14 protein-coding genes are annotated in these 12,983 nt (G+C 69.4%); 8 read left to right on the top strand and 6 right to left on the bottom strand.

Going from position 1 to position 12,983, the window contains the following annotated elements; translation table 11 throughout:
- Positions 1-24: 24 nt before the first annotated feature.
- Complete coding sequence (locus A6048_RS03630) at positions 25-1,284, bottom strand: CHAP domain-containing protein (protein WP_235027464.1); 1,260 nt, start codon at positions 1,282-1,284, stop codon at positions 25-27.
- A 180-nt stretch (positions 1,285-1,464) separates the two neighbouring features.
- Between A6048_RS03630 and A6048_RS03635 the strand changes: the two genes are divergently transcribed.
- Together A6048_RS03635 and A6048_RS03640 are read left to right on the top strand one after the other, a co-directional pair.
- Entirely contained in the window at positions 1,465-2,358 is an 894-nt protein-coding gene (locus A6048_RS03635) for a phosphoribosylaminoimidazolesuccinocarboxamide synthase (protein ID WP_107748814.1), read from the top strand.
- On the top strand, positions 2,355-4,661 hold the full coding sequence (locus tag A6048_RS03640) for a S9 family peptidase (RefSeq protein WP_235027463.1): 2,307 nt from the start codon (positions 2,355-2,357) through the stop codon (positions 4,659-4,661). Before A6048_RS03635 ends, A6048_RS03640 begins: the two co-directional genes overlap by 4 nt.
- A gap of 57 nt (positions 4,662-4,718) precedes the next feature.
- On the opposite strand, the gene A6048_RS03645 is transcribed toward A6048_RS03640, so the two are convergent.
- Together A6048_RS03645 and A6048_RS03650 are read right to left on the bottom strand one after the other, a co-directional pair.
- Entirely contained in the window at positions 4,719-5,249 is a 531-nt protein-coding gene (locus tag A6048_RS03645) for a hypothetical protein (protein WP_107748815.1), read from the bottom strand.
- Positions 5,246-5,524 (bottom strand): helix-turn-helix transcriptional regulator, encoded by a 279-nt coding sequence (locus A6048_RS03650; protein WP_107748816.1) that lies wholly within the window; start codon positions 5,522-5,524, stop codon positions 5,246-5,248. The genes A6048_RS03645 and A6048_RS03650 overlap by 4 nt, the downstream gene beginning before the upstream one ends.
- A 63-nt stretch (positions 5,525-5,587) precedes the next feature.
- On the opposite strand from A6048_RS03650, the gene A6048_RS03655 reads away from it, so the two are divergent.
- The 4 genes from A6048_RS03655 (at position 5,588) to purQ (ending at position 7,956) form a co-directional block, all read left to right on the top strand.
- Entirely contained in the window at positions 5,588-6,079 is a 492-nt protein-coding gene (locus A6048_RS03655) for a glutathione peroxidase (protein ID WP_107748817.1), read from the top strand.
- Between the two features lie 89 nt (positions 6,080-6,168).
- Positions 6,169-6,903: a DUF2334 domain-containing protein gene (locus A6048_RS03660; RefSeq protein ID WP_107748818.1), complete on the top strand. Its 735-nt coding sequence runs from the start codon at positions 6,169-6,171 to the stop codon at positions 6,901-6,903.
- A 124-nt stretch (positions 6,904-7,027) separates the two neighbouring features.
- On the top strand, positions 7,028-7,282 hold the full coding sequence (gene purS / locus A6048_RS03665) for a phosphoribosylformylglycinamidine synthase subunit PurS (protein WP_107748819.1): 255 nt from the start codon (positions 7,028-7,030) through the stop codon (positions 7,280-7,282).
- Entirely contained in the window at positions 7,279-7,956 is a 678-nt protein-coding gene (gene purQ, locus A6048_RS03670) for a phosphoribosylformylglycinamidine synthase subunit PurQ (RefSeq protein ID WP_107748820.1), read from the top strand. Before purS ends, purQ begins: the two co-directional genes overlap by 4 nt.
- A gap of 79 nt (positions 7,957-8,035) precedes the next feature.
- Here purQ and A6048_RS03675 read toward each other — a convergent pair whose 3' ends face one another.
- From A6048_RS03675 to A6048_RS03685, 3 genes are all read right to left on the bottom strand, one after another.
- The gene (locus A6048_RS03675; protein WP_107748821.1) at positions 8,036-8,227 is read right to left on the bottom strand and encodes a hypothetical protein; all 192 of its coding nucleotides are present in this window, start codon (positions 8,225-8,227) and stop codon (positions 8,036-8,038) included.
- Between the two features lie 157 nt (positions 8,228-8,384).
- Complete coding sequence (locus tag A6048_RS03680; RefSeq protein ID WP_107748822.1) at positions 8,385-8,585, bottom strand: hypothetical protein; 201 nt, start codon at positions 8,583-8,585, stop codon at positions 8,385-8,387.
- 376 nt (positions 8,586-8,961) lie between these two features.
- Complete coding sequence (locus A6048_RS03685; RefSeq protein WP_107748823.1) at positions 8,962-9,159, bottom strand: hypothetical protein; 198 nt, start codon at positions 9,157-9,159, stop codon at positions 8,962-8,964.
- A 233-nt stretch (positions 9,160-9,392) separates the two neighbouring features.
- On the opposite strand from A6048_RS03685, the gene A6048_RS03690 reads away from it, so the two are divergent.
- Positions 9,393-10,604, top strand: coding sequence for a saccharopine dehydrogenase family protein (locus A6048_RS03690; protein WP_107748856.1), 1,212 nt, complete (start codon positions 9,393-9,395; stop codon positions 10,602-10,604).
- A gap of 67 nt (positions 10,605-10,671) precedes the next feature.
- Positions 10,672-12,972: a phosphoribosylformylglycinamidine synthase subunit PurL gene (gene purL, locus A6048_RS03695; protein WP_107748824.1), complete on the top strand. Its 2,301-nt coding sequence runs from the start codon at positions 10,672-10,674 to the stop codon at positions 12,970-12,972.
- Positions 12,973-12,983: the final 11 nt, after the last annotated feature.

Here is a 12,983-nt window from a genome sequence, read left to right on the forward strand (position 1 = left end):
CGTCGCGTGCAGAGGGAGAGGGAGTCAACTCCCGAGCGATCCCGTGCCCACACCGGGTGCGGGCGCGGCGGCGACCTCGATGCTCACCGTCTTGCAGCCCAGCGAGGTGTTGTTCCACCCGACACCCGTATTGATCGCGTAGACACAGATCTTCTGGGTTCCGGTCTTCTTCACGGCGAGCCGGCTGTCGAACCCGTGGTTCCCGGAGATCCCATGTGCGTTGTTCACGTCGGACCTGGCCACATCGGCCCTGATCTTGTGGACCTCCACGTTGGCGTTCCCGGCCTCTCCGCCGACGTAGACGTGCATCTCGAGCGCAGTGCTCGTCCTACTCCGGTCGAACGACCACCCCTTGACGTCGATCGTTCCGGGGACGGACGACGCGGCGGTCTCGAACTTCCCCAGGGGGTTGGGGTCGGGGATGGTGACCGTCTTGCACCCGATGAGCGCGTTCCCGCCGTTCCCCACGCCGATGCCGTACACGCAGACCTGCTGGGAGCCCACCTTCCTGGAGTTGATGAACGAGTCGAAGCCGTGATTTCCCGAGATCTTGTGGGTCGAGTTGACGTCGGGCCGGCTCTTGTCGGCCCGGACCTCATGGCCCTCGACGCCGGGAGCGCCGGCGTGACCGCCGATGTAGACGTGGACCGCGAGTGAACGGGCGGCGTCATCCCTGTCGAATGCCCAGCCGCGGACCGCGATCCGTCCGGGCTCGGCCACGGCGACCGAGTCGACGTGGCCTATCGGGGCGTGCCCTGTCGGCGCCGGCGGAGTCAGGTTCTTCGGTCGCAGGTAGCCGATGATCCCCGCTTTGCTCATCGAGATGATCTCGGTCGGGGTGGTGCCGTTGTACGGGGCGTGGTTGTTCTGGCTGAGGATGCGGACGCTCCCGCCCTGGTCGGCCAGGACGATCCCGGCGTGGCCGTATCCACCTCCGACCGAGGCTCCCCACACCGCGACGTCGCCTTTGACGGGCGCGGTTCCGGATCCGAGCTTGTGATAGTGGGCACCCGAGGCAGTTCCGAAGAGGTCCTTGGCGTTGCCGGTCAACCGGGGCGCACCGACCACATCGCGGTTGTAGAACTGGATGAGGTCGACGCACTGGGCTCCGTAGGCTCCGTCGAAGTCCCACTTCCCACCATTGTGTTTCGCCACGAACTGGTCCACGGACATGGCGGCGTGGGCCGGCGCGGGGACGGCGATCGTCGAGATGGCCAGGGCGAAGAGTGACAGCAGTGCGGCCAAGAGGAGGCGGCCACTCCTGCCGGGCGCGAGCGGGCACATGGTGGTCAAGACGACTCCAAGGTCTCGGGTGCAGGGGGTGAGCTTCCGTCCTGCGTCGGTGATCGGGTCAGGCAATTCTCTGCGCCGTCTGCTCCGCTGTCTGTCCTGCGTTCGAGCGACATCAGTGCAGCCTGACGGCACCGTGGGCCGCGCCGACCCCCTCCGACTACGCTGGCGCCCATGCGACCTGAGCTCTCCTCCTACCGCCATCTCGCCGCCGGGAAGGTCCGCGAGTTATACGAGATCGACGGCGAGACGCTGCTCCTGGTGGCCACCGACCGGATCTCGGCGTACGACCACGTGCTGAGCACGCCGATCCCCGACAAGGGACGGGTGCTCACCGCCATGAGCGCCTACTTCTTCGACGCCCTCGACGTGCCGAACCACCTGGCCGGGCCGCTCGACGACGAACGGATCCCCGCCGAGGTGCTCGGCCGGGCGATGGTGGTGCACCGCCTGGACATGGTGCAGGCCGAGTGCGTCGCCCGCGGCTACCTGACCGGGTCCGGGATAGTCGAGTACCGCGAGTCGGGGACGGTGTGCGGCGTCGAACTGCCCGAGGGGCTCGTCGAGGCCAGCCGCCTGCCGGAGCCGATCTTCACCCCGGCCACCAAGGCGGCGGTGGGCGACCACGACGAGAACATCTCGTTCGAGCAGCTCTCCGGGATCGTCGGCGACGAGCTGGCCGGCCGGCTGCGGACCGCCACCCTGCAGGTGTACGCGCGGGCGTCCGAGATGGCGGCCGACCGTGGGGTGTTGCTGGCGGACACCAAGTTCGAGTTCGGATTGTCCGACGGTGAGCTGATCCTCGCCGACGAGGTGCTCACCCCGGACTCCTCGCGCTACTGGCCGGCGGATGGTTACGAGCAGGGACGCGTGCAGCCGAGCTTCGACAAACAGTTCGTACGCGACTGGCTCACCGGCCCGGACTCGGGCTGGGACCGGGACTCGGACTCGCCGCCGCCCCCGCTATCGCCGGAGGTGGTCGAGGCGACCCGCGCACGGTACATCGAGGCCTACGAGCGGATCTCCGGCCTGCGGTTCTCGGACTGGCTCGGCGGTGAGTCCGCATGAGCGACAAGGACACGACCGGCACCGGCACCGTCGCGGGCACTGACACCGGCACCGTCGCGGGCACTGACACCGACTCCGTCGCGGGCACCGACACGGCCGGCCCGGGCACCGAGGGTCGGCAGGTCCCCACGCCTCCGCGGGCCGAGCGTCGGCCCCATCGCCGCGAACACCACGGCCGCGTCTTCGTGGACGACTACGAGTGGCTGCGCGACAAGGACGCCCCGGCGACCCGCGAGTACCTGGAGGCGGAGAACGCGTACACGGACGCGATGACGGCCGGGCAGAAGCCGCTCGAGGACGAGGTCTACGAGGAGATCCGCTCCCGCGTCAAGGAGACCGACATGTCGGTTCCCGTCCGGGCCAGCGGCTGGTGGTACTTCTCCCGCACCTCGGAGGGCCTGTCCTACGCGCGGCACTGCCGGGTGCCCGTGCCTCCCGAGTACGTGGCGGACGCCGACGACCCCGCCGGTTGGGTGCCGCCGGAGGTCTCGCCCGGGGTCGAGCTGCCCGGGGAGCAGCTGCTGTTGGACGGCAACGCCGAGGCCGAGGGGCACGAGTACTTCGCGCTCGGAGCGTTCTCGGTCAGCCGTGACAGCCGCGTGTTGGCCTGGGCCACCGACACCGAGGGCGACGAGCGCTACACCCTGCGTTTCCGGTCCCTGGACCCCGACTTCACGGCGCCTGACGAGGAGATCTCGGGCGTCGCGGCCGGTGTGACCTGGTCTCGCGACGGGCAGTACGTGTTCTATGTGACGGTCGACGAGGCGTGGCGCCCCGACACCGTGTGGCGTCACCGTCTGGGAACGAGCCGTGACGACGACGACAAGGTGTTCCACGAGCCCGACGAGTCCTACTGGATCGGGGTGGGCGAGACACGCAGCGAGAAGTACCTGCAGATCGCCGCGGGGTCCAAGATCACCACCGAGGTGTGGTGCCTGGATTCCGCCGACCCGGCCGGCGAGTTCTGGTGCGTACGCCCTCGCGAGGAGGGCGTCGAGTACGACGTCGAGCACGCGGTCGTCGGTGGCGAGGACCGTTTCCTCATCACCCACAACGCCGGATCGCCCAACTTCGCCGTGGTCGAGGCCCCGGCCGGACCGGTCGACCGTGACTTCCGCGAACTGAACCCGCTCGTGCCGCACCGCGACGACGTGCGGGTGGAGGGGGTCGACGCGTTCGCCCGCGTGCTGGTGCTGGGGTACCGGGAGCAGGCGCTGCCACGGTTCGCCCTGATGCCCCTTGATCGTGCGTCCACCGCTGGCGAGGGAGCCTATTCGGCGTTCACCCCGGTGGAGTTCGACGAGGAGCTGTTCACCTCGGGTCCGGGGTCGAACCCGGAGTGGGACGCGCCGGTGTTGAGGTTCGGGTTCGGCTCGTTCGTCACCCCGGGGCGCATCTACTCCCTGGCGTTGGCCACGGGGGAGCGGACCCTGCTTCGGGAGCAGGAGGTTCTCGGCGGCTACGACCCGGCCGGGTACGTGCAGCGCCGGGACTGGGCCATCGCCGAGGACGGCACCCGGGTGCCGATCTCGCTGGTGATGTCGGTGGACACGGCGGCGCGGATCGATGCGGGAGAGAAGGTTCCGACCCTGCTGTACGGCTACGGCTCGTACGAGACGAGCATCGACCCCGCGTTCTCGGTGGCCAGACTCTCGCTGCTCGACCGGGGGATGGCCTACGCGGTGGCGCACGTGCGTGGTGGCGGCGAGATGGGGCGTCTCTGGTACGAGCAGGGCAAGACCCTGACCAAGCGGGCCACGTTCACCGACTTCGTCGACTGCGCCCGCCATCTCATCGACAGTGGCGTGACGGCCCCGGACCGTCTGGTGGCGGAGGGCGGCAGTGCCGGCGGCCTGTTGATGGGCGCGGTGGCCAACCTCGCGCCGGAGCTGTTCGTCGGCATCCAGGCTGTGGTGCCGTTCGTCGATCCGCTCACCTCGATCCTCATGCCGGAGCTCCCGCTCACGGTGATCGAGTGGGACGAGTGGGGGGATCCGCTGCACTCCGAGGAGGTCTACGACTACATGGCCTCGTACGCGCCGTACGAGAACGTCGAGGCCAAGGACTACCCGGCCATCCTCGCGGTGACCTCCCTCAACGACACCCGGGTGCTCTACGTGGAGCCGGCCAAGTGGGTGGCCAGGCTGCGGGCGGTGTCGACCTCGGCGAACTCAGCCGATCGGCCGGTGCTGCTCCGATGCGAGATGAGCGCCGGACACGGGGGAGTGTCCGGTCGCTACGAGCGCTGGCGTCAGACGGCGTTCGAGTACGCGTGGACGGTCCGCACGGCCGGGGCCGACTAGAACCATCCCCACACACACGCACACACGAAATCCGCGCTGGTCGCGGGGTGGTCGGTTCTACCGGTCGTCGTCGGCCTCGGCGGGGTCCATGGTCCGGGCCATCGCCGCGGCGGGGATGATCCCGCCGACGAAGACCGCCAGGATCGCGAGCCCGCCCATCGCATAGGCGAGTCGGTGGCCGTCCCCGAGTTCCATGGTGGAGCCCCACACCAGCACGATGCCGATCACGAAGCAGATGCCGACGAGCACCGACAGTGCGGTCGACCTGGCGCGCAGCAGCGTCTGCGTCTCGAACTCGTCGAGGTAGCGCGCCGGCGCGGAGTCCTTGATGTCGATGACGGTGCGGAGCATCGTCCACACCGTGCAGATCGCCACCGTCATGGGCAGCCACGCGATCACGATCGGGAACCAGAAGAACCCCGCGACGGCGATCACCGCCATGACCGCGACGCATGCCCAGTTCAACCGGACGAGCAGCTGTCGGCGCTCCGGGGTGCGCCATGAGCGGAGTCCGGTAGCGATCCTGCCGACGTTCTTCTCGTAGCGGCGCTCGGCGGCGGTCAGCGTGTCGTTCGCGACGGTGGTCATGGTGTGTCCTCTCGTGAGCGGCGGTAGATCTCTGTGGACATCGGCTGGAACTCCTCCCGCGAGAAGACGGCCTCGACGGGAAGATCGAACACCGCGCAGATGCGGAAGGCCAGATCCAGGCTGGGGTAGTGGTCGCCCCGTTCGAGGGCCCCCACGGTCTGAGGATTGACCTCGATTCGCTCGGCGAGCGCGGCGCGGCTGAGTCGGTGCTCGGCCCGCAGCACGGCGATCCGATTGAAGATGGGAAGCTTTTCTCCCCGTCGCACTGGGCTCATGCAATGCAGTGTTGTATAAACCCAACGATCTGTCAACGGCAGTGGCCGCGTAAGCTGGCTCACATGAGCAGCCTCCACGACATCACCTTCACCACTATCGACGGCGAGAGCGCCACGCTCGCCGACTACGCCGGTCACGCGGTCCTGGTGGTCAACGTGGCCAGCGAATGCGGTCTGACCCCGCAGTACGAGGGCCTGCAGGAGCTCGCCGACGACTACCGCGAGCGCGGGTTCTTCGTCCTGGGGTTCCCGTGCAACCAGTTCATGGGGCAGGAGCCCGGCGACGAGGACGCGATCAAGGAGTTCACCAGCGAGAAGTACGGCGTCACCTTCCCGCTGGCGGCCAAGGTCGACGTCAACGGTCCGGACCGCCACCCGCTGTACGCCGAGTTGACCGCGGTCGCCGACACCGACGGTGAGGCCGGCGACGTGCAGTGGAACTTCGAGAAGTTCCTGCTCTCCCCGACGGGTGAGGTCGTGGGCCGCTTCCGCCCCAAGGTGGAGCCCGGTGCCCCCGAACTCACCGAGGCGATCGAGGACGTCCTCCCGGTCTGACCCGGCTCCGGGCCAGCACGGCCGGCCCGGACATCGGACGTACACCTCGTCGTCGTCATTCCGTCATCCCCGGCTGCGACGATGCGCGAATGACTCCGCGTTCGGCGACACCGCGTTCCGCCACCCCCCGCCTCATCGTCTCCGTCTCGGGGCTGCGCGACTCCACTCTCGAGGGTGCAGTGGACCTGGTCGGCGAACTCGAGCGCCGCTCCGTGCCCGTCTCGCTGCTCGTCGCGCCGAGGCGGGGGCGCGAGTACCGGATGACGGACGACCGGGCCACCCAGGGGTGGTTACGTCACCGTCGCGAGTTGGGCGACTCGATCGTGCTGGGTGGCTACGACGAGGCCGCGACCAGGCCGCGGCGACCCGAGTTCGCCTCCATCGGGCCTGCCGAGGCGGCGGTACGTCTGGCCGCTGCCGATCGGATCATGGCCGACATGGGCCTGAGGACTCGTCTGTTCGCCCCGCCGCGGTGGAACGCGTCCCCGGGCTGCCTCGAGGCGTTACCCGGGGCGGGTTTCCGGGTCTGCGCCTCGCTCACCGGCATCCATGACGTGGTTCGCGGGACCTCGGAGCGTGGCCGGGCGCTGTCGATCGGAGAGGGGTTCGTCGCCGATGCCTGGTGGTGTCGCGCCCTCGTCTCCGCGGCCGGCCGGACGGCGGCGGCCGGTGGGCTCGTGCGCGTCAACGTGTCCGCCAAGCAACTCGCACGCCGGGCTCCGCGGTCGGCGCTGCTGGACGCGGTGGACAGGGTGACCGGCGAACACGGAGCCGAGGCCGGACGCTACGAGTGGCCGAAGGTCGCATTGGCCCGCGCGGCCTGAGCGAGAACGCAGTGCCGCGCGGCCTGAGCCGTTCGGTGGCCCCGCGGGCTCCGGGTAGGATCGGCAGTCGAGCCCCGGCCGGTCCGGGTCCGCCCCGCATTTCAACCGATCGAGGAGTTCCACCGTGGCCCGAGTCGTCGTCGAAGTCATGCCCAAGGCCGAGATCCTCGATCCGCAGGGCCAGGCCATCCACAGAGCTCTGGGTCGTCTCGGCCACGCAGGCGTGACCGACGTCCGGCAGGGCAAGCGGTTCGAGCTCGAGGTCGCCGACGACGTGTCGGACGCCGAGCTCGAGGAGATCGCCTCGTCGCTCCTGGCCAACACGGTGATCGAGGACTGGAAGGTCGTTCGCGTGGACACCGCCGAGGTGGCCTCGTGACCGCACGGATCGGCGTCATCACCTTCCCCGGCACGCTCGATGACATTGATGCCTCGCGGGCCGTCACGAGGTCCGGTGCGGAAGCCGTGTCGTTGTGGCACGACGACGCGGACCTCAAGGGCGTCGACGCCGTCGTGGTGCCCGGCGGCTTCTCCTACGGCGACTATCTGCGTTGCGGTGCCATCGCCTCGATGGCCCCCGTCATGGGCGAGGTCGTCGCAGCTGCCCGGGGTGGCATGCCGGTGCTGGGGATCTGCAACGGTTTCCAGATCCTGTGCGAGGCCGGCCTGCTGCCCGGCGCGCTCGGTCGGAACCGCGACATGCACTTCGTGTGTCGCGACGAATGGCTGCGCGTGGAGAACACCGGCACCGCGTGGAGCAGTCGGTTCGAGGAGGGGGCGGAGATCCTCATCCCCCTCAAGTCCGGAGAGGGCCGGTACATGGCCACCGCGGAGACGATCGAGCAGCTCGAGGGCGAGGGGCGCGTGGTGTTCCGCTTCGCCGGCGACGCCCCCAACGGCTCGACCAACGGCATCGCCGGCATCTGTTCCGAGAACGGCCGGGTGGTGGGCCTCATGCCCCACCCCGAGCACGCGATCGACCCGCTGACGGGCCCATCCGACGACGGGCTGGGGTTGTTCCTCTCCGCCCTCGACGCGGCGGTCACCGCCTGAACTGAACAGTGAACCCATAGCGAAGGGCCCGCCGGAATCCCTCCCGGCGGGCCCTTCGTTCAGCAGAGGTGTGGCGGGATCAGACGTTCCCCATCGCGCTGCCGAGGTCCGCGCCGACTCCGGCGGCGAGGTTCAGGAGGAAAGCCGGCACGACGAACGCGGCCTGCAGCAGGGTGTCGATGGCGGACGACCCGGTCGGCTCGCTCATCAGGCTGCCGAACTCGGCGCTCAGGGGGGCGGTGGCATCGGCGATGGAACCGGTGAGGTTCATGGGGACTCCTTCGGGTAGCCGCCCAGAGTGGACTCAGGGCGAGTGCCGGCGACCCGGGTGGTCGCGCGTGCCAAATGATTCTTCACCTTTTCACAGGTGCATGGTCAACTTTGGCCACACCAGTGGCAGGAATCACTCCCGCCCCAGGCTAGGGCTGTCAGGCGGGGACGGGGAAGACTCCGGTGCTGCCCAGGTCGCCACCGAAGCCGCCGATGAGCATCAGGAGTGAGTTGTAGAGGTACACGGGGGTCGTGATCAGCGTGTCGAGGAACGCCGAACCGGTGCCCCCGTCCGCGCTGCCGTAGATGACTTCGAATGCCGAGTTGCCTGCGTCCAGCAGCGATCCGGTGAGGTCCATGGGGTCTCCTGGAGAGTCGTCGCCCCACCATGTGTGCCCGGGGGGCGAATTGCCGCGACCCGGGTGGTCGCGCGCACCAGATAATTCTCCACAGGCGCTCGGATGCCGTTCACATTTTCAGAATCGGCGTGACGCAAATCACTTCGAACGGCCCTCTGCGGTAGTTGTGTGAGCGTGGGCTTTCCAGTCTGGGTGTCCCGGACGAGGGCCTTCGTTCCTCCGACGGGGATGAGGAGGCAGCCCCGTCCGCCCGTGTCCACGGTCCGGCCAGGCGCCGAGTCGCCCTGCGGGGGAGCGCATGAAGTGGCGACTCGTCCGTCGGGACGAGCCGCCACTGTCGGTGCGGTGCGGTGCGGTGCGGTGATGGGGCGGGGCGCTACGGGCCCACCATTCCGAGGGTGCTGCCGATGTCGGCGCCGATGCCGGCGGCGACACTGAGCACGACGGTGGGGAGCGCGACGATCGTGAAGAGGATGGTGTCGATCGCCGACGACCCGGTGGCGCCGGCGACACTGCCGAACAATTCGCTGCTGAGTGGTGCGGTGGCATCGGCGATAGAGCCAGTGAGGTCCATGAAGGACTCCTTTCGTCCGGTCCGCCGACTCTCGGCGGACGCCGTCGCGGCGGCGCGGATGGTCGTCGCGGACCCGCCTGTCGCGCGGGATGTGAGAATTGTCCCATGTCCGCGCAGTGTCGCTGGGAATCGTTGCCAGGATGTGATAGTGGACGCGCGGTCAGCTCGGGCCTCCAGTGGTGCGGACCGCCGACGGCGACCGCGATCCGCGGTCGATGCGGTACAACCGTGGGATGAGCGAATCCACCCCCCAGTCCGTTTCCGTGCCAGACAAGGCAGACCGGCCGTTCGACATCGTGCTCTACGGTGCGACCGGATTCACCGGCGGTCTGGTCGCCGACTACCTGTTGCGGAATCTGCCTGAAGGTGGTGCGTGGGCTGTGGCCGGGCGGTCGCGGGTCAAGCTGGATGCGCTCGTGGCCCGGCTCGCCGCCGAGATGCCGGACGTCCCGGCTCCGGGGATCGTGGTGGCGGACACCGAGGATCCCGGGTCACTGGCGGACATGGCCCGGGCGGCCCGTGTCGTCATCACCACGGTCGGCCCGTACCTCGAGTACGGCGAGCCGCTCGTCGCCGCGTGCGCCGAGGCAGGGACCGACTACGTGGACCTGACCGGCGAACCCGAGTTCGCCGACCGCATGTACCTCGAGTACCACGACAAGGCCGTGGCCTCCGGCGCGCGGATCATCCACGCGTGCGGGTTCGACTCCATTCCCCACGACCTGGGTGTCTTCTACACGATGAAGCAGGTCCCCGAGGGGGTGCCGGTGGCTGTCTACGGTGCGGTTCACGCCGATGCCCAGTTCTCCGGGGGCACCTTCCACTCGGCCATCGGCCAGTTCGCCAGACTCCGCGAGGCCGGCCGCACCGCGAAGGCCCGCCGCAAGAAGGAGGGCAGGGTCGAGGGGCGGCGCATCAAGTCGGTGACGGGCAAGCCACACCACGACAGCGTGCTGGGCCGGTGGCTGGTGCCACTGCCCACCATCGACCCGCAGATCGTGTTGCGCTCGGCGGCCGCGCTGGACAATTACGGTCCGGACTTCACCTACGCCCACTACGCGTCGGTCGGCTCGCCGGTGACCGCGACGGCCGGCATGGTCGGAATCGGGGCGTTGACCGTGGGTGCGCAGATCGGCCCCCTCAGGTCCCAGATCCTCAAGCGGATCGACCGCGGCGCCGGACCAAGTGAGTCGCGACGCGCACGGTCCTCCTTCGACGTGACCTTCGTGGCGTTGGCGGGCGGACGCCGGGTGGTCACCCGGGTCTCGGGCGGCGATCCCGGGTACACGGAGACGTCGATGATGCTCGCGGAGTCCGCGCTGTGCCTGGCGTTCGACGACCTGCCCCCGCTCTCCGGTCAACTCACCACCGCCCAGGCCATGGGCGACCCGTTGCTGGAGCGCGTCGAGCGCGGCGGCCTCACCTTCGAGGTCCTGTCCACCTAGACCGGCTGTCCTGCCCCGTCCCGGGAGCGGATTCGCGGCCGGGTCGACGCCGACTAGACTCGGCCGCGTGACCACTCACGTCGACTCCGTCTCGCACGCCACCGACACCCCTGACCTGGGCCAGCCCTGGGCCGAACTCGGGCTCAAGGAGGACGAGTACACCCGCATCCGGGAGATCTTGGGCCGACGGCCCACGGACGCCGAGCTGGCTATGTACTCGGTCATGTGGTCGGAGCACTGCTCGTACAAGTCGTCCAAGGTGCACCTGCGCTACTTCGGCGAGACCACCACGGACGAGATGCGTTCCACCATGCTCGCGGGGATCGGCGAGAACGCCGGCGTGGTGGACATCGGCGACGGCTGGGCCGTGACGTTCAAGGTGGAGTCGCACAACCACCCGTCCTACATCGAGCCCTACCAGGGCGCGGCGACCGGAGTCGGCGGGATCGTGCGCGACATCATGGCGATGGGCGCGCGCCCGGTCGCGGTCATGGACCAGTTGCGCTTCGGTGCCGCTGACGCCGACGACACGCACCGCGTGCTCCCGGGCGTCGTGGCCGGAGTCGGTGGCTACGGAAACTGTCTCGGTCTGCCGAACATCGGTGGCGAGACGGTCTTCGACGAGTCCTACGCCGCCAACCCTCTGGTCAACGCGCTGTGTGCGGGCGTGATGCGGGTCGAGGACCTCCACCTGGCCTTCGCCTCGGGCACCGGAAACCGGATCATCCTCTTCGGCGCCCGCACCGGTCTGGACGGCATCGGCGGCGTCTCGGTCCTGGCCTCGGAGACCTTCGAGGAGGATGAGCACGGCGCGCCCGTCAAACCCCGCAAGCTCCCCAGTGTGCAGGTGGGCGACCCCTTCGCGGAGAAGGTGCTCATCGAGTGCTGCCTCGACCTCTACCGCGACAAGCTGGTCGTGGGTATCCAGGATCTCGGCGGCGCCGGCCTGGCGTGTGCCACCTCCGAGCTGGCCGCCGCGGGCGACGGTGGCATGCACGTCGTCCTGGACAACGTGCCGCTGCGCGCCGAGGGCATGACCGCCGCGGAGATCCTCTCCAGCGAGTCCCAGGAACGGATGTGCGCCGTGGTGGCGCCGGAGAACGTCGACGCCTTCATGGAGGTGTGCCGCCGCTGGGACGTGCTGGCCACCGACATCGGCGAGGTCACCGACGGCGACCGGCTCACCATCGAGTTCCGCGGCCGGACCGTGGTCGACGTCCCCCCTCGCACCGTGGCCCACGACGGCCCGGTCTACGAGCGTCCCCTGGAGCGCCCGGCGGACCAGGACGCGCTGCAGGCCGACACCACCACCGCGCTGACGCGCCCGTCCACCGGTGAGGAGCTGCGCCGGACGCTGCTCGACATGGTGGCCAGCCCCGCGCTCTGTTCGCGCAAGTTCATCACCGAGCAGTACGACCGCTACGTGCGCGGCAACACGGTGCTCGCGGAGAACGCCGACGGCGGGGTCCTGCGGATCGACGAGGAGTCGGGCCGCGGCATCGCGCTCTCGACCGACGCCTCGGGTCGGTACACCCGTCTCGACCCGTACACCGGCGCCCGCCTCGCGTTGGCCGAGGCGTACCGCAACGTCGCCGTCACCGGCGCCACCCCGGTCGCCGTGACCAATTGCCTCAACTTCGGCTCGCCCGAGGACCCGGGCGTGATGTGGCAGTTCCGCGAGGCCGTCCACGGACTGGCGGACGGTTGTGCCGAGCTCGGTATCCCCGTCACCGGCGGCAACGTCTCCTTCTACAACCAGACCGGGTCCACCCCGATCCTGCCGACGCCCGTCGTGGGCGTGCTCGGCGTGATCGACGACGTCGCCCGCCGCACGCCCACCGCGTTCGGTGACACCCCGGGGGAGAGCGTCTACCTCCTCGGCGAGACCCGCGACGAGCTCGACGGGTCCATCTGGGCGCAGGTCGCCCACGACCACCTGGGTGGTATGCCGCCGACGGTCGACCTGAAGTGGGAGGCCACCCTCGCCCGGATCCTGGCCACGTGCTCCAAGGACGGCCTGATCACCGGCGCACACGACCTGTCGGAGGGCGGCCTCGCCCAGGCGCTCGTCGAGTCGGCCCTCGCCGGGGAGTGCGGGCTCCGGGTGGTGCTCCCCGCCGACGCGGACCCGTTCGTGTGGCTCTTCTCCGAGTCGGCCGGCCGCGTGATCGTCTCGGTCCCCCGAGGTGAGGAGATCCGCTTCCAGCAGATGCTCACCGCGCAGGACATCCCCCACACCCGGATCGCCGTCACCGACCCCGATTCGGGGACATTCGAGGTGCAGGGGCAGTTCACCCTGGCCACCGAGGAGCTGCGTGCCGCCCACGAGGGGACGCTGCCGGCACTGTTCGGCGTCGACCCGGTCTGAGACGGGCCAGT

Origin of the sequence: Dietzia psychralcaliphila (genome assembly GCF_003096095.1) — a bacterium.
GTDB lineage: Bacteria > Actinomycetota > Actinomycetes > Mycobacteriales > Mycobacteriaceae > Dietzia > Dietzia psychralcaliphila.